This window comes from Paenibacillus sp. tmac-D7 (assembly GCF_006519665.1).
GTDB lineage: Bacteria > Bacillota > Bacilli > Paenibacillales > NBRC-103111 > Paenibacillus_G > Paenibacillus_G validus.
This window is the reverse complement of the sequence record NZ_VIDW01000015.1, coordinates 54,756-71,723: the sequence shown is the minus strand read 5'-3', so window position 1 is coordinate 71,723 and position 16,968 is coordinate 54,756. Positions and strand designations below refer to the sequence as shown.

Annotated in this window: 14 protein-coding genes; 11 read left to right on the top strand and 3 right to left on the bottom strand. The window is 57.4% G+C overall.

What is annotated here, in order from left to right:
- The first annotated feature begins 23 nt into the window (after positions 1-23).
- Together zwf and gnd are read left to right on the top strand one after the other, a co-directional pair.
- The gene (gene zwf, locus FKP33_RS12655) at positions 24-1,538 is read left to right on the top strand and encodes a glucose-6-phosphate dehydrogenase (protein WP_141335314.1); all 1,515 of its coding nucleotides are present in this window, start codon (positions 24-26) and stop codon (positions 1,536-1,538) included.
- A gap of 43 nt (positions 1,539-1,581) precedes the next feature.
- Positions 1,582-2,487, top strand: a complete 906-nt coding sequence (gnd, locus tag FKP33_RS12650; protein WP_141335312.1) for a phosphogluconate dehydrogenase (NAD(+)-dependent, decarboxylating) — start codon at positions 1,582-1,584, stop codon at positions 2,485-2,487.
- Positions 2,488-2,586: 99 nt separating this feature from the next.
- On the opposite strand, the gene FKP33_RS12645 is transcribed toward gnd, so the two are convergent.
- On the bottom strand, positions 2,587-3,492 hold the full coding sequence (locus FKP33_RS12645) for a DMT family transporter (protein WP_141335310.1): 906 nt from the start codon (positions 3,490-3,492) through the stop codon (positions 2,587-2,589).
- A 120-nt stretch (positions 3,493-3,612) separates the two neighbouring features.
- Between FKP33_RS12645 and FKP33_RS12640 the strand changes: the two genes are divergently transcribed.
- On the top strand, positions 3,613-5,079 hold the full coding sequence (locus FKP33_RS12640; RefSeq protein ID WP_141335308.1) for an aminotransferase-like domain-containing protein: 1,467 nt from the start codon (positions 3,613-3,615) through the stop codon (positions 5,077-5,079).
- A 109-nt stretch (positions 5,080-5,188) separates the two neighbouring features.
- Here FKP33_RS12640 and FKP33_RS12635 read toward each other — a convergent pair whose 3' ends face one another.
- A complete protein-coding gene (locus FKP33_RS12635) occupies positions 5,189-5,530 on the bottom strand; it encodes a hypothetical protein (RefSeq protein WP_127607889.1) in 342 nt (113 codons plus the stop codon).
- Positions 5,531-5,718: 188 nt separating this feature from the next.
- Complete coding sequence (gene add, locus FKP33_RS12630) at positions 5,719-6,768, bottom strand: adenosine deaminase (protein ID WP_141335306.1); 1,050 nt, start codon at positions 6,766-6,768, stop codon at positions 5,719-5,721.
- A 600-nt stretch (positions 6,769-7,368) separates the two neighbouring features.
- Here add and FKP33_RS12625 point away from each other — a divergent pair.
- The 8 genes from FKP33_RS12625 (at position 7,369) to FKP33_RS12590 (ending at position 16,954) form a co-directional block, all read left to right on the top strand.
- On the top strand, positions 7,369-8,961 hold the full coding sequence (locus tag FKP33_RS12625; protein ID WP_141335304.1) for a PucR family transcriptional regulator: 1,593 nt from the start codon (positions 7,369-7,371) through the stop codon (positions 8,959-8,961).
- A 30-nt stretch (positions 8,962-8,991) separates the two neighbouring features.
- Positions 8,992-10,167 carry an XdhC family protein gene (locus tag FKP33_RS12620; RefSeq protein ID WP_141335302.1) on the top strand — a complete coding sequence of 392 codons (1,176 nt, stop codon included), beginning with the start codon at positions 8,992-8,994 and terminating at the stop codon, positions 10,165-10,167.
- Complete coding sequence (locus FKP33_RS12615) at positions 10,106-10,708, top strand: nucleotidyltransferase family protein (protein WP_141335300.1); 603 nt, start codon at positions 10,106-10,108, stop codon at positions 10,706-10,708. The genes FKP33_RS12620 and FKP33_RS12615 overlap by 62 nt, the downstream gene beginning before the upstream one ends.
- Positions 10,709-11,130: 422 nt before the next feature.
- Positions 11,131-12,276, top strand: a complete 1,146-nt coding sequence (locus FKP33_RS12610; protein WP_141335299.1) for a BMP family ABC transporter substrate-binding protein — start codon at positions 11,131-11,133, stop codon at positions 12,274-12,276.
- A 90-nt stretch (positions 12,277-12,366) separates the two neighbouring features.
- Positions 12,367-13,923 carry an ABC transporter ATP-binding protein gene (locus FKP33_RS12605; protein WP_141335298.1) on the top strand — a complete coding sequence of 519 codons (1,557 nt, stop codon included), beginning with the start codon at positions 12,367-12,369 and terminating at the stop codon, positions 13,921-13,923.
- Positions 13,920-15,050, top strand: a complete 1,131-nt coding sequence (locus FKP33_RS12600; RefSeq protein WP_054797203.1) for an ABC transporter permease — start codon at positions 13,920-13,922, stop codon at positions 15,048-15,050. The genes FKP33_RS12605 and FKP33_RS12600 overlap by 4 nt, the downstream gene beginning before the upstream one ends.
- Before the next feature lie 41 nt (positions 15,051-15,091).
- Positions 15,092-16,021, top strand: coding sequence for an ABC transporter permease (locus FKP33_RS12595; protein WP_054799742.1), 930 nt, complete (start codon positions 15,092-15,094; stop codon positions 16,019-16,021).
- Positions 16,022-16,060: 39 nt separating this feature from the next.
- Positions 16,061-16,954, top strand: a complete 894-nt coding sequence (locus FKP33_RS12590; protein WP_141335296.1) for an FAD binding domain-containing protein — start codon at positions 16,061-16,063, stop codon at positions 16,952-16,954.
- The last annotated feature ends 14 nt before the right edge of the window (positions 16,955-16,968 follow it).

The window sequence follows — 16,968 nt, the reverse complement described above, 5'->3', positions numbered from 1 at the left end:
GGAATTAAAGGGGGGAAAGAATCATGGATCCAATTACTTTTGTTTTGTTTGGATCGACCGGGGACTTGGCGAAAAGAAAAATATTCCCGGCGCTGTACAACTTATTTTTGGAGCAAAAATTACCCCAATCTTTTTCGGTTATCGGCTTGGGACGAAAAACGTTTACGGATGCCGAATTTCAACATTATGTCGAGCAATCTTTACGCACCTTTTCCAGACGCAAGCCTGAAGCGCAGGAGCGGCTGGAGGAATTTCTGGACTGCATCCGTTATTATGCTTTGGATGTTACGAACAAGGAAGGATACGTGGGGCTGCTCAAGCTCGTTCAAGAGCGGGAAGAGCAGTTAAACATTCCTGAAAATCGGATGTTTTACTTGTCTGTCGCCCCCGAATTTTTTGACGTAATTGCTTCCCGTATCAAGGAGAGCGGTTTAGGCGAGACCAAAGGCTGGAAGCGTCTTATTATTGAAAAACCTTTCGGGCACGACTTACAATCGGCCCGCGAATTAAATCATAAACTAAGCCAATCTTTTGAAGAAGATGAAATTTTCCGGATCGATCACTATCTTGGAAAGCCTATGGTGCAAAATCTCGAAACGCTGGTGGCTGCCAATCCGCTGCTTAAAGCGTTATGGAGCAATCAATATATTGCCAATATCCAAATTACAGCGAGCGAAACGGTCGGCGTCGAAGAGAGAGCCGGCTACTACGAAACTGCCGGGGCGATCCGGGATATGTTTCAGAACCATATGCTGCAGCTGCTGATGATGACGGCTATGCATCTGCCTGCCCGAATCACGGAGAAAAATGTTCGCCAGCAAAAGATTCATTTATTGAAATCGTTGCGCCGCCTATCCAAAAAGGATGCGGCAAACCATGTCGTCCGGGGTCAATATGGCGCTGGAGACATTCAAGGCCAAGCCGTCGCCGCCTATCGTGAAGAGCCTGGGGTTGACGCTTTCTCGATGACCGATACGTTTGTTGCCGCGCGGCTTTGGATTGACGACTTTTTTTGGAATGAGGTTCCGATTTACATTCGGACCGGCAAAAGAATGAAGGAAAAGTCGACACGCATCACCGTTGAATTTAAAGACCGGTTCAAGGAACCGTACGGGAATGCCAACCAGGCCGTTCCGAACCTGTTGACGATTCATATCAATCCGGATGAAAAGATAACGCTGCAGTTGAATAGTAAAAATCTGCTGCACAACGGACAGATGGAACCTGTCATGATGGACTTCTCGATGGATGCCAGTCAGATGCCGGAAGCTTACGAGCTTTTAATATTCGACGCGCTGAGAGGCGATGCGACGTTCTTCGCCCATTGGGAGGAAGTGGAGCTGGCCTGGGAGTGGGTGCAGCCCGTTCTCGAGGCTTTTGCCGAAAACCAGCTGCCTCTACACTTGTATCCATCGGGTTCGTACGGTCCGGCGGCGGCCCACCGTTTATTGGAGGAGCAAGGGTTTCGCTGGTGGCCGGATGAAGAAGCGGTGGATGTCAGGGAAATGACGCTGCACGTCACAGCTTCAGCGCCATAACAGGAGAACGACCCGAATCTTGACATCAGGAGGATAGCGTCATATGAAAATCGGATTAGTCGGTTTAGGTAAGATGGGTTTAAATTTAGGCAAAAATTTAATGGATCACAAGCACGAAGTGGTTGCTTTTGATTTAAATACGGACGCGGTGGCCGAAATGAAAAGCTACGGGGCACAGGGCGCATCCGGGCTGCAAGAGCTTGTTCAAGCTTTGCCGGTTCCGCGGATTGTATGGATTATGGTGCCCCATTCGGCGGTGGATACCGTCATCGGTCAAATAACGCCGCTCCTGTCCCAAGGCGATATTGTCATCGAAGCGGGGAATTCGCACTACAAGGAATCGATTCGCCGATACAATCAGTTGAAAGAAAAAGGGATTCACTTTATGGATGCCGGAACTTCCGGAGGTATGGAGGGCGCCCGGCACGGGGCCTGCTACATGGTTGGCGGGGACCCGGAAGCATGGCGTGTAGTGGAGCCCATCTTCCGCGACACCGCCGTGGACCAAGGCTATTTGTATGCGGGTAAAGCCGGGAGCGGCCACTACCTGAAGATGGTTCATAACGGAATCGAATACGGCATGATGGCCGCTATCGGTGAAGGCTTCGAGGTGTTGGAGAAAAGCGGGTTTGATTTCGACTATGAGCAGGTGGCCCGGGTCTGGAATCACGGCTCCGTCATCCGTTCCTGGCTGATGGATTTGACGGAACGCGCTTTTTCCAAAGATGCCAAGCTGGATGAGATCAAAGGTGTGATGCATTCCTCCGGCGAAGGCAAATGGACGGTGGAGGAAGCTATGGATCTTCAGACAGCGACGCCGGTCATTGCCATGTCTCTGCTGATGCGCTACCGTTCCCTGGATCACGATACGTTCACAGGCAAAGTCGTGGCCGCTCTGCGGAACGAATTTGGCGGGCATGCCATGGAGAAAAGCACCGTTACGGTGTAGGACGCGTTTTGAAGGATTTTATCGAAAAGCGGAATAAAAAAATCACGGGTTACGATGTCGTAACCCGTGATTTTTTTATGAGTTCAAACCTCCGAAAAATCATGTACGCGTCATAGCAGCATGCAATTTCTGCAGCCCGTCGGCGTTCACCAGAACGATGCCGAATATGATGAGGATGCCCCCTGCCGCGGTAAGCCAGGATAAGGCTTCGTTATACAACAGGCTGCCAAGCGTCATGGCAATCAACGGTGAAACATACAGCCACGTTGACGGGAACACCGGGTTCGTCCTGGAGACGAGCCAATAGAACAAGCTGTGCCCGACCATGGAGCCGATGACGGTCAAGTACACGAGTGAGCCTGCGCCGGAAAGCGTGGCGTAGGGCGCGAGATCGATCCGCTCCGTGAGCAGGGACAAGATCAGGAGCAACGCGCCGCCGTGCATCATCTGTGCAGCATTGAGCGCGATCGGCGACGTATCGGGAAATCGGGTGATCACTTGTTTGGTGTACAAGGCTCCCGACGAATAGCTCAGCTCGCCCAGTAAAATCAGTACACAGCCCAGCACCCACAGCATGCTCATCCCCAGCGATAAGCCGGGCAGCAGCAGCAGGACGACGCCGGCAAAGCCGATCGCACAGCCGGCAGCGGATGCGGCGGTTGGCTTCTGGCGGTGCAGGAGCGCTTGGAGCAGCAGCATCATGATCGGTCCTGTCGCCGAGAGCACGGCGGCCAGACCGGATGCGACATATTGCTCGGCCCAGTACAGCGTTGAGAACGTGCCGAATGTAAGGCCCGTGCCGGTAAGCAGCGTTTCTTTACGCCACAGCAGCGACAGCCGGGTTCGGCGCTTCCCCAGCATATACAGAAACAGAATCAGGCCCGCAGCCAAGAAGCGGATGCCGGCCGAGAAGAAGGGAGCGGCTCCCGCATCGATTCCCGCCTTAATAACTAGAAACGTTGTGCCGAAGATGGCGCACATGAACAAATAACCGAACAGGATCATCGCGGTTCCTCCTTTTGATCCATCGTACAGGAGGAAGCGTAGAACAGATGAAATGGAATAGAACAGATGGGCCAGGAATGAGGTACAATAGGAGAAGTTGAACCAAAGGATGTGGCATGGATGCCGAGACAATCTTATTCAACCGGTCAATCGTACCGGTTATTCGAGCAGGTGTACGATCACATCGAGAACCGGATCCGGCGCGGCGACTGGAAGGAGCATGAGAAGCTGCCGTCCATCCGGCAGCTTGCCCAAGAGCTTCAGGTTCACCGGCTGACCGTATTTCGCGCTTACCGGCTGTTGGTGGAGCAGGGAAAAGTATATGTCAAGGACAAGTCGGGTTACTTCTTACAGCCAAGTGGTTCTCAGATGCCGGAGGCCGTGGACGCGCTGGTGCCCGCTTATGAGACGGTGAATCATTTGTCTGAAATTCATCGCATCCCGGTCGCTTACCAATTGTCCGAGGCGATCATTGATCCGAACCTCCTTCCGAATATGTATTTGACGGATTATGTAAAGAGGGTGTTCGATCTGTATCCGAAGGTGCTGGCCACCTACTCCCCGGTACAGGGGGATGAGGAGCTGCGGGAGGCGTTGTGCCGGTATTTCACGAAGCGACACCTGTTTCATCTGACACCGGATGAGATCCTCATTACATCTGGAGCGCAGCAGGCGATTAATCTGATTGCCCGTATCCTGGTGAAACCGATGGATACGATATTGCTGGAGCGGCCGACGTATAGCGTGGCCTATGATATTTTCCGCCAGCAGGGGGCGCAGATCATTCCTGTGGACATTCACCCGGACGGTTATAATCTCGAGCAGGTGGAGGGGTGCATGCGCCGGTATAAGCCTCGTCTGTTCTATATGAACCCGACGTTCCACAATCCGACGGGTTATACGGTTCCGGTCGAACAGCGCAAAAAACTGGTGGAGCTGGCGGAACGATACCGGTGCTTGCTGGTGGATGACGATACGTGCTACGACATTTATTTCGACCGGGAGCCGCCGCCGCCGTTGTTCACTTATGACACGGAAGGCTGCGTGATCTACATCCGCGGGTTTAGCAAATATGTCTCCCCCGGGCTTCGGGTTGCCGCTGTTATGAGCAGACCGCCGCTCATGAAGCCGCTGCTGACCGCCAAGTCGTTATCGGACAACGGCTCTCCGCTGTTGAACCAGAAGATGTTTTTGCATTATTTTACATCGGACCGGCTGCAGCAGCATCTCAAGAAGCTTCGTATCGCTCTCCAAATCCGTAAAGAGATCGTGGAGGAGGAGCTTGCGGCTACCGATTGGCAATGGATCAGCCCGCAGGGCGGATTGAATTTGTGGGTGCGCCTGTCTGGCGGCCTATCGGCCGAGAAGCTGCTGGCCGCAAGCATGCGGCAGTCGATTTCCTTTGTCCCCGGTATCATCTGCGATCCGAAGCGGGAGCTGACCTCCTGGGCGCGCGTCAGCTACTCCTATGCGAACGAGCCGCAGCTGAGGGAAGGGATGCGGAAGCTGATTGCTCTTGCAGGTTCGATGGACTCATGGAGCATCAATCGTGGCGGTGGACGGTCTAAAGCAGGCGGAAAAGCATAGCGGTTAAGTGCCGGCAAGCCGACATGGGGCGGCTGGCTGAAGCTCAAGCGAGAAGAAGACAAACAGACGCTGCGCCCGAGGCGCAGCGTCTGTTTGTCTGGGGGGACAGTTACTTGTTGACGTAGAGGTACGGTGTCCGGATCACGCTGTAGGTTCCTTCAATCATTTCCTCGGTAATAATGTTCGCTTTAAGCAAGGCGGAAATTTTCGCTTGATCCGGTTTTGATACGTTCTTCCATAGCTGCGGATCCGGCAGCGCGTCGAATAACAGGTGGTCGACGAATTGCTTTTTCTCTTGATAAATGACTTTTACCGTGTAGTCGTTGACGTGCAGCTCCGCGCTTTCCGGGTACATCGAGAGGATGTCTCTGCGAATCGATTCGAGCTCGTCTTCTATTTTTTTGTGCTGATCCTTCAGTTCGCAATAACGCGCCAGTTTATTAAAGTCCATGGGGATTACCTCGCTTTTGCCTCGATTTATACTTCATGACTATGCAGGAGACAAGCGTATTAGACTCAAATGGCAAACTTTGCGCGGAGGCGTGACGCCTGTTCAGGATCGCCGCAAAAAGCGCCTATCGGGGCACGACTCCGTCTTGGACGGGTTTGTGTTCCGGCAGGCGCTTCTTTGCGCACTTCCTAGAGGACGTTAATCTGCAGCTCGCCCAGCTTGCGCTTGAAATCGGCCTTCAAGATCCGTTTCTCGCGAGGCTCCAGGAAGGCCGCATCCACGCCGTTCATAACGATCGCGGCCAGCTCGTGCAGCGTAAAATGAAACTTCTCTGCGATCGTTTGGTACTCTTGCGTAATCGTCGTGCCGGATACGGTCGGATTATCCGTATTGACGGTCAGCGTCAACCCCTGCTCGAAGTACTGCTTGATCGGATACGCCTCCCAACCGGATACGGCCTTCGTCTGGATGTTGCTGACCGGACAAAGCTCCAATGGGACGTTCCGCTCTCTGACAATCTCCAATACTTCCGGGTTTTCCTGCAGACGCACGCCGTGCCCGATCCGAACGGCGCCAAGCCGGGTAACGGCCTCATAAATGTTGGCCGGTCCCGCCGCTTCGCCGGCATGGATCGTAATCGGAATGCCGTGTTTGCGGGCTAACGCGAACGTATCGCGGAATAACTCCGCCGGGAACGAAGCTTCATCGCCCGCAAGGTCGACGGCGACGACGCCTTGGCCGAGGAAGCGGGCCGCGGCTTCCACGACCTCGCGATTGGCCTGCTGCGAATGGTTGCGCATGCAGATCGCGATGGCGCGCGCTTTGACGCCGCAGCGCGCTTCTCCCTGTTTGAGCCCTTCGGTCACCCAGTACATCGTTTCGTCGACGGATAAGCCCTTCTTCCGGTGAAGCTGCGGCGCGAAGCGAACCTCGATATAACCGCAGCTGTGCTCGGCGGCTTGCTCGACCGCCTCGCGGGCGACGCGCTTTAAGGCGTCTCCCGTTTGCAGAAACGGCGTCGTAAAGTCGAACTTGCTTAAATATTCCTTCAAGCTTCCGCAATCGTCGGTCACCTGCATATAAGGCAGCAGCAGCTCCTTCTCGGAGGCAGGCAGCGGAATGCCCAGCGTACTGGCCAGCTCGAGCGCCGTTTCCGGTTTGACGCAGCCGTCCAAGTGCAGATGAAGGTCGACCTTCGGCAGCTTTCGTATCAATTCCTTGGTGATGACGGTATCCATAACGCTTGTTCTCCTTTCGATTTATAGAAGGAAATAGACATTCAACGGGAATGTCTATCGGCATAGGAACGACGATCTTCAGTTAACGGACGGAAGCTGGAGATGATCCGTATCGCAAGAAACGGTTTCGCAAGAAAAGCTGCCGCCAAAACACGAACGCATCTTCCTCGAAAGTGCTCCGACCAGAAGCTTTTCTTATTACTATACGTACGGTCATGATTTATGTCAATAATAATAACAACAAAAACATAAAATAAGGGTTTTTCAATTAATATATTACACAAACATAACATAATTAATTGCAAATTGTTGAACGCAGCCGTTCAATTTCGGGTGTTTCCAGCGTTCTCTCGTTAGGGGACGGTTCGGATCATTGGATTGCGAAATGCTGAAATACTAGGTTTTACTGGATTTATTGGAGGGTCAGAGATTAGGGGCGGGTGTAAAGGAGGCAACTTCGGCAGCCCAATTTATGAAAATTTATCGATTTGACGGTTTACATAAAATTGTATTTAGTGTTATATATTATTACATAAACAAATTTTAATATAACATATAATGTTATATTTTGCGTTTTTTTTGGCGCGGAGGGTGGGTTCTATGAATATGACGGTCGAACAGGCGTTATCGGTATACCCGCTGTCGGAAGGGCGTTTGATCGCCGGGAGGGATGGGGCCGCACGCATCGTGAAATCGGTCAATGTGATGGATGCGCCGGATATTACGGAATGGATCAAAGACGGAGAGATGCTGTTCACGACGGCTTACGTGATGAAGGACCGGCCTGAAGAAGCGATCGATTTGCTGCGCAAGCTCCATGCGAGAGGCTCTGCGGGGCTGGGCATCAAGCTCGGCCGTTTTTGGACGAATGTGCCCCAGTCGATTGTGGAGGAGGCGGACCGGCTCGGATTTCCGCTGATCGAGCTGCCGTATCAGTTTACTTTTTCCGATCAGATGAACGGGTTGTTTCATGCGGAGCTGGAGCGAAATACGCGATCGCTTCAAAGATTGCTGGAGAAGCAAAAGAAGCTGATGCAATTTGCGCTGGGCGCGCAGTCGGATTCGATGTTTTTTGAACAAGTGCAGGCGATTGTAGAGACGCCGTTCGCCGTGGTGAGCTCGCGCGGCCATTTGATTTACAATGCGACGTCGTACGGGGATAAGCAGCTGCTGGAAGGTTGGCCTTGGCGCGAAGGGGTCAGGCGCTTGCGGGCGGGAGGAGGCGAAATGTACCGCGTTCCCGTCGAGTACAAACGGGAATGTATCGGGTACGCGGTCTTCGGCCGGCATGAGGTGGCGCTTATGAAGGAAGAAGAGGGGCTGTTCGTGCAAACGGCGGAAATTCTCGCGCATCACTTGAGCTGCATTTATCGCGATGAGCTGGAGCGTTCGCTGAATCGCGATTTGGGCGGGATGTTTGCCCGCTATTTGAGTCAAGACGTGCCGGTCGGGATGCTTACGGCGCAGATGGAGGATCTGGGTATTCGCGTGCTGGGCGGTTCCTATCAATGTGTGCTGACGAAGGTGATGTCAGGGGTGGACGGGGCGCACCGGGAGGTCATCAAGGCCGTTCGGGAGGAGCTGGAGTACAACCCGGCTTTTCGCGAGCTGGAGGTTGTGCATTTCGTGGTGGGGAACGGGGTATTCTCGATTTTTCGGGGCGACGAATGGGCAGGCTCCGGCAAGCTGCCGGACATCATGAACCGCGCGCTCGGCTGTATGTTGGACAAAGGGATTTTGCCGCAAATTCGAATGTCCGTAAGCAATAAGAAAACGAAGCCTGCTGTTCTCCGGCAAGCTTACATGGAGTGCTCGGAGGCGTTCGAGCTGGCGGAGCGGCTTGGCGTCGCCGACAAGGTCGTGCGCTTCGAATCGGTGGAGCTGGCCTATGTATTCCGCCACGTGCCGACGAACGAGATGCGTACGTACGGGCAAGAGGTGCTGGCGGAGCTGTTGGCCAAAGACCCGGATTACGCACACGAAATGCTGCGGACGCTGGAAGCGTTCCTGGAGCATGACGGCCAGGTGAACGAGGCGGCGAAGCATTTGTTCGTGCATCGCAACACGGTGGCCTACCGGCTGGAGAAGATCGGTGAAATCCTCGGGGCCGATTTCAAAAAAATGAACGATTTGCTGAGGCTGAAGCTGGCGTTTATGTTCCGGCGCATGCTTGATGAGCGGGATTCGGAGTAACGGTCTTATAAGTTGAAAGGGGGTGGTGGTATGGAGTTCCACGAGGTGCTGGACGCATGGGACGAAACGCGCGGGAATGCTGTACTGGCCACAGTCATCGGAGTGGAGGGTCATGCCTACCGCAAGGAGGGCGCTTCGATGCTGCTTTATGCCGACGGTCGCCGTGTCGGGGCGATCAGTCCGGGCTGCCTGGAGGCCGACGTCATGGAACGGGTGCCGGACATTGCGGCCGGCGGTCCCCCGCAAACGGTTGAGTACGACATGAGGGATGCCGACGATTGGGCATGGGGAGAAACGGTCGGCTGCGGCGGAAAAATCACGGTGCTGCTGGAATCGGTGGAAGGAAGGCTCGCCGACGCGCTGACCGAGCTGCTGTCGCGATTGCGGCTCGGCGAAGCGTGCTGCTTGGTGCGGCGGCGGCAATCGAAGGCCGCCCGGTCTGCATTCATGAGCGGCACTGGTGCGGCGGGCGCGCCGGAAGGGCTTGGCAGGCACGAGGAATCGGGAATGCCGGGGCTGCCGGGAGAGTCGAGGGGGCCGGAAATGTGGGGAATGCCGGGAGTGCTGGATGCGAGCCTGGAGTACGAAGTGGAAGCGGTAAGTTCCGGGGAGGCGGCGACAGGCTGGGAAGACGATGGCTTCCGCTTGCTGTGCGAACCGAAGCCGCGTTTGCTTATATTCGGCGCGGGTGCGGATGCCGAGCCGCTCGCTGCGCTGGCTGCTGCGTCCGGGTTTCGCGTCGTCGTGGCCGATTGGCGGGAATCGCTTTGCTGCCCGGGGCATTTTCCCGGCTGTGGGACGTTCGTCGGCTCGCCGGTGGAGGCGGTCGAGCGGCTCGGCGTAAGCGAATCGGATTACGTTGTGGTGATGAGCCATCATCCGGGCCGCGACCGTCAATGCTTGCAGGCGTTGTGGCCGCGGGCTGCCCGTTACGTCGGAGTGCTCGGCTCGAAGGCGCGGACCCGGCGGTTGCTGGAAGGAATGAACTCGCCGCCATGGCTGCACTGGCCTATCGGGCTGGCCATCGGGGCGGTCGGGCCGCAGGAGATCGCCGTCAGCGTCGTGGCGGAGTTGATTGCCGTGCGCAGGCGGGCAGATATACGCGGGGAAAGGGGAAGTGCGCTTGAAGGCGGCGGGGCTGTATTTGGCAGCCGGTCAAAGCCGGCGAATGGGAGTCCCCAAGCTGTCCATCCCGCTCGGGGATAAGGGTCCGCTTGGCGGTATGGCGCTGCGGGAGGCGGCTCAATCCGGGTTGGATGATATCTTCGTTGTTACGCGTTCAGGGGAGCGGCCGGACTGGTATCCTTTTGCAGAGGGGGAGGCCGCGGGTGAACGCTGCTTCCTCATTCCCGCGCCCGAGGCGGAGCTCGGAATGGCGCTCTCGATTCGAGCGGGCTTGTCGGCTGCGGCCGACAACGGTCCGTATGATGCGGTTGTTGTCCTGCTGGCGGATCAGCCGCTGCTGCGCGCGGACATGATCGACCGGCTGTTGGCGGCATACAGGGCCGATCCGTCGCTTGAATTCGCAGCCTGGGCGGATCGGGGAGAGGCGCGGCCGCCGGTGCTGTTCGCAGCGTCCGTATTTGACACGCTGCGCCGTTTGGCAGGGGACGAGGGGGCGCGCAAGCTGCTGACGGGCTCGCGGCTGCGGGGGAAACTGCTGGAGGGGGAAGCGGCGTGGTTCACGGATTTGGACACGCCGCTTGAAGTGGAGCTTTTCATTGAACGTTACGTGCTCGGCGGATAAGTCGGTGAAGGGGCTGGAAGGAGAGGTGGAAGTAAATAGCGGAACTGTAAGGGGCATCGTTATGCTGGAGGGACCGAGCTGCGAGGTTTAGGCGAATCGCGCATCGTGGTTCCGTTATTTTCGAATGAAAGCTCCGCTATTTGCGCGAGACGGGTCCGGCTGAGCGGGTTTGGGCGCAGGGAGGACTACATAGGACGGCGAATATACGAGAAAGCTCCGTGTAGTGTTAACTATATGTTATGTATATACCGATAAAGGTGATTATTTCACAAAAACAGCTCATCTTTTTAGCACAAAAAACAAAATAATGTCATATTAATTGACGTATATATGCCGCTGACTTATAGTGAAATTACTTCAAAGACAACGATGGTGCCCAAGTAAACGAAATGATCTAAATCATGTATGCGGAGGAGAGCGCAATGAGACTGACTCAGGTATGGACGGCGGCATTGATGTTGATTTTGGCCATGATTGTGGGGGTGGCCGGTTGTTCGCAAGAAAGTGCGAAACCGGCTGCGACAGGGACGACTGATCCGAAGCCTGCGGATACGGCGGCGAAGCCGACAGAGACAAAGGCACCGCGCGTCGCATTCGTCTACATCGGACCTCCAGGTGACGGCGGTTGGACGTACGAGCACGACCAAGGGCGTTTGCAGATGGAGAAGGAGCTGGGCATCAAGGCTGATTTCGTCGAGAACGTACCGGAAAGCGCCGATGCCGAGCGGGTGATCACGGAGCTGGCGCAAAACCACGACCTCATTTTTACAACAAGCTTCGGTTACATGGAATACACGCTGAATGTCGCCAAGAAGTTTCCGAAGGTTGTCTTCATGCACGCATCCGGCTACAAAACGGCCGACAATATGGGCACCTATTTCGGACGCAATTATCAGGCCAGCTATTTGGCAGGCATCTCCGCCGGTAAAATGACGAAAAAGAACGTGATCGGTTACGTCGGCGCGTTCCCGATTCCGGAAGTCATTTATAACATCAACGCGTTCACGCTGGGTGCGCAAAGCGTCAATCCGGACGCGAAAGTCAACGTCGTGTGGAGCAACACCTGGTACGATCCGGCGACGGAGCGGCAAGCCGCCGTCAGCTTGCTGGACAAAGGCGCCGACGTCATCGCCGCTTATCAGGACTCTCCGGCCAGCCTGCAGGCGGCTCAAGAGCGCGGGGCGTTCGGCATCGGCAACGATTCCGATATGTCGCGGTTCGCACCGGAAGCGTACATCACGTCCCCGGTATGGAAGTGGGGCCCTTACTACACGCAAGTGGTCAAGGAAGTCATGGAGGGCAAATGGAAGCCCGGCCAATATTGGGGCAGCATGAAGGACGGCATCGTCGATTTGGCGCCGCTCGGCAAGAACGTGCCGGACGACGTGAAGAAGCTGGTCGAGGATGCCAAGGCCAAGGTGATGAGCGGCGAGCTTGACGTATTCAAAGGGCCGATCTACGATGCGGCGGGCAGTGTGAAGGTGGAAGAAGGCAAGACGCTGGCGGATGCGGATATTTTAAGCACGAACTGGTTTGTCAAAGGGGTTGAAGGCACGATCCCGAAATAAAACGGGCTTCCCATGATGCAAATCCCTTCGTAACCGCGAAGGGATTTGTGCTAGCCGAAGGCCCCGGGTGAAGAAGAGAGGCTGACTCGAATGACGGAATATGCGTTTGAAATGACCGGTATCCTAAAGCGGTTCGGCCCGGTAACCGCAAGCGACGGCGTCGACCTGTCCGTTCGGCGGGGCGAGATTCATGCGCTGCTCGGCGAGAACGGGGCCGGCAAGAGCACGATCATGTCGATATTATCCGGCGTGTACCGCGCGGACGAAGGCGAGATTCGCATCGGCGGGAAGCCGGTCCACATTCGCGGTCCGAAGGACGCGATGAAGCTCGGGATCGGCATGGTCCACCAGCATTTTCGGCTGGTGGCGGCGATGACCGGAGCGGAGAATATTGTACTGGGCCAGCGCGGCAGCGTTTGGCGAGGCAAAGGCTGGATGCGGAGCAAGCAGCGGGAGCTGGAAGAGCTGGCTCGTAAATTCGGCCTGAGCGTTCCGATGGACCGGCCGGTCTGGCAGCTGTCCGTCGGCGAGCAGCAGCGCGTGGAAATTATGAAGACGTTATACCGCGGGGCGGACATCGTCATCCTCGACGAGCCGACCTCCGTGTTGACGCCGGGAGAAGCGGAAGAGCTGTTCCGCACGCTGAGGTCGATGAAGCAGGAAGGCAAGACGGTCATGATTACGACCCACAAGCTGAGGGAGGTCATGGCGGTTGCCGATGTGATGTCCATGATGCGCAAAGGAAAGATGATCGCATCTGTCGCCAAGGCGGATACGTCGGAACAGGAGCTGGCGCAGCTGATGGTCGGGCGGTCGATCGAGGCGGCAACAGCGAATCATGCCGATCCGTCGCCGATCCGTGATCAGCGGGAGGCGCTTGGCGCGATTCTCGCCGTGGAGCGGCTGCAGGTGAACGCGGATCATGGTCGCCAGGCGCTGCAGGGCGTTACGCTGCAGGTAGGCAAGGGCGAGATCGTCGGCGTCGCCGGGGTTGCCGGCAACGGGCAGAAGGAGCTGGCGGAAGCGTTGACGGGACTGCGCCCCTGGCAGTCGGGTACGGTCGTATACGACGGCCGGGAGCTGCAGACGCCCAGCGTGCGCAGGCTGATTGAGCTGGGTGTCGCCCATATTCCGGAGAACCGGATGAAAAGCGGCTTAGCTGGATCGCTCGGCGTCACGGATAATTTATTATTCAAGTCGTATCGTACCCCGGCCCGTTCGCGTCTCGGCTTCTTGCGAAAAGGGGGAAACCGCAGGTGGGCCGAGGAGCTGGTGCGGAAGTTCGACGTCAAGACGCCCGGTCTGGACGCGCCGGTGCGCCAGCTGTCCGGAGGCAACCAGCAGAAGCTTGTGCTCGCCCGCGAAGCGGAGCAGAAGCCGAAGCTGCTCGTTGCCGTGCATCCGACGCAGGGTCTCGATGTCGGGGCTGCTAACGGGGTGCATCGCATGCTTCGGGAGCTCGCCGAAGGCGGAACGGGCATCCTGCTCATATCCGAGGATTTGGACGAAGTAATCAAGCTGTCGGATCGTGTGCTCGTGCTGTTTAACGGCACGATTCAAGCCGAATTTCGAGCCGGGACGTTGGACCGGGGCGATATCGGCTCCGCCATGGCCGGCTTACCGGAATCGCGAGGTGAAGCCATATGAGTACCGAACCCTCCGCCGGAGCTTGGGGAGCAAAGGCGCAGACGGCGGAAGCCGGGGGCGCCGACAAGCCTAAATTTCGCCTGGAGCTGAACTCCGCTCCATCTGGCGTATGGTGGATGCCGATCGTGTCGGTTGGGCTGGCGCTGGTGTTTTGCGGGTTGTTTATTGCGCTGAACGGCATGAACCCGATCGCCGTTTATTTGAAAATGCTTCAAGGCGCCTTCGGCTCCAGCTACGGCATCAGCGAAACGATGGTCAAAGCGATTCCGCTGCTGTTATGCGGACTCGGCGTCTCGTTCGCCTACCGCATTTCGATTTGGAATATCGGAGCGGAAGGACAGCTGATCGCCGGTGCGATCTCCGCGACGGCGGTTACGATTTATTGGCCGGAGCTCGGCGGGCTTTGGGCGATTCCCGTCATGATGATCGCCGGGATGGCCGGGGGCGCGCTGTGGGGGCTGCTGACGGCCCTGCCTCGTACGCTGTTCCGGGTGAACGAGCTGATTACTTCTTTAATGTTGAATTATGTGGCGATTCTATTGCTGAATTTCTTCGTGTTCGGTCCCTGGAAAGATCCGAAAGGGATGAATTTCCCCGGCACCGCGGAATTTCCGCCGGCGCAGCAGCTGCTGACGCTGGGCGGCTCGCGGCTTCACCTGGGGCTGGTATACGGTCTGGTCGCGGTCATTCTGTACGCGGTCTGGATGAACTACACGCGCTGGGGCTACGAGCTTCGCTTGCTCGGCGCGAATCCGGCTGCGGCCAAGTACGCGGGGATCGCGGTGAACCGTCACATTATCGTCGTGATGCTGATCAGCGGCGGCCTGGCCGGACTTGCGGGCATGAGCGAGGTGTCCGGGGTGACGCACCGGCTGATGTACGGATTGTCGCCCGGTTACGGGTATACGGCCATTATCGTCGCTTGGCTCGCCAAGCTGAATCCGGCCGGCCTGCTTGTGTCGTCCGTGCTGTTCGGCGCACTGATTGTCGGCGGCTACAGCGTGCAGACGATCGGGCTGCCGTCGTCCATGTCGCTGATGCTCCAGGGCGCGATCTTATTCTTTCTGATTGCCGGGGATCACTTCGGAAAATACCGGCTGCGCCGCAGCCGCAGCGATAAAGCATAAGGAGCCGGGAGTCGACCGGCGGTCGAAGGGGGCTGTTCACGTTGGAATTCACGATTACTTTGCTGATCGCGGCGATTTCCGCCGGGACCCCGCTGCTGCTTGCCGCGCTCGGGGGGATTTTATCGGAGAGGGCGGGCATTATTCATCTCGGTACGGAAGGCATCATGCTGATGGGAGCCGTGCTCTCCTGCATGACTTATATCACGACCCAAAGCCTGGGGCTCGCGCTTCTGTCGGCGCTGCTGGGTACGGCGCTGTTGGGCGGGCTGCACGCCTTATTGACGGTTACGCTGCATGCGAACCAAACCGTCAGCGGTCTGGCCATTACGCTGTTCGGCACCGGATTAAGCGCCTACTTGGGCAAAAAGTTCAGCGGCCAGCCGATTCCAGGCTCCGTGCCGAAGCTCGATCTGCCGTGGCTGGAAGCCGTGCCGTTCGCCGGCAGGCTGCTGGCGCATCAGGATTGGATCGTATGGTTCAGCCTGGTGCTCGTCGTCGCGCTGCACACGCTTATTTACCGTACGTCCTGGGGGCTGCATCTCCGCGCCGTCGGCGATAGTCCGGGGACGGCGGACGTAATGGGCATTCCGGTGGCGCTGTTTCGCTACACGTATGTCGTGCTCGGCTCGATGCTGATGGGCTTGGCCGGCTCGTATTTGATCCTGGCGTATTCGCCCAGCTGGACGGAAGGGATGACGGCCGGACGCGGGTGGATCGCGGTGGCGCTCATTATTTTCGCCCGTTGGAATCCGGTTCGCGCTTTGTTCGCCGCTTATTTATTCGGCGGGCTTGATGCCCTGGGCTTCCGCATTCAATTGCTGGGAACCCCGATTCCTTCGTATTTTCTGAAAATGATGCCGTACCTGATCACCATCGGCGTACTGATGTATGTCGGCTGGAAAACGCGCAGCAAGCCTTCGGGCGGCCCCGAAGCGCTCGGACTTCCGTATTTGCGGGAGCAGCGCCACTAGAGGTGAACGTGATGAGTCTGGAAAAGCGAGGTGAGGCGGATGGCTGTTGGCGAATATCCCTTGCCGGAAATGCGGAAGCGGGTGTGGCAGCCGCGAACGCTGGCGGAAGCTTGGCAGTTGAAGAGGACACTGGGCGAGCAGGCCGTGATCGTCTCCGGCGGCACGCTGCTGCGAACGCAGTGGGAAGCGGGGACGGCGATCATGCCGGGGCATCTGATCAGCCTTGAATCGGTACCGGAACTGCAGGGATGCGAAGCGGGCGGGGCAGCGATTCGAATCGGTGCGGGCGTGACGCTCGCCGCTTGTCAGCAATGGGGGGACGCTCCGTCCTTGCTGAAGGAAGCCTGCCGCCGTATCGCGGCTCCCTCCATTCGCCGCCTGGGTACGATCGGAGGCAACGTCATGTCGGCCTCGGGCGATTCGCTGCCCGCTTTGGCCGTGACGGACGCAGAGCTGGTATGGTACGACGGCAGCGGGTCGGTGGCCGAGCCGCTCGGCGCCTGGCTGGAGCAGCGGCGTGCGAACGGCGGCTCCGCGAAGGAGACGCGCCTGCTGAAGGAGGTTCGCTGGAGCAGGAAGGCGGATGACCAAGAGACTTGCAGCTATTACGAGAAAGTCGGGCGGCGCGAAGGGTTCTGTCCTTCCGTCGTGACGGTAGCCGGACAATTTCGGCTCGATGCGGCGGGCAGGCTGCGCGGCGTACGGTTGGCCGCCGGCAGCGCCGCTGCGGTCGCCTGCCGGCTGGCGGAGGCTGAGGCGCTGCTGGAAGGAAGCGTATGGAGCGCGGACTTGAGGCGCAGCGTGCATCAAGCCGTGATGGAAGGGTTCGACAGCGGAGCGGATGCTTTCGCTACGGCGGCATACCGCAAGCGTGCGGCCGCCCATTTGCTGACGGCGTTCCTGGAGGAGCGCGCCGGCTGCCGGGGGGACTGAGAGAGGAGGGGCAG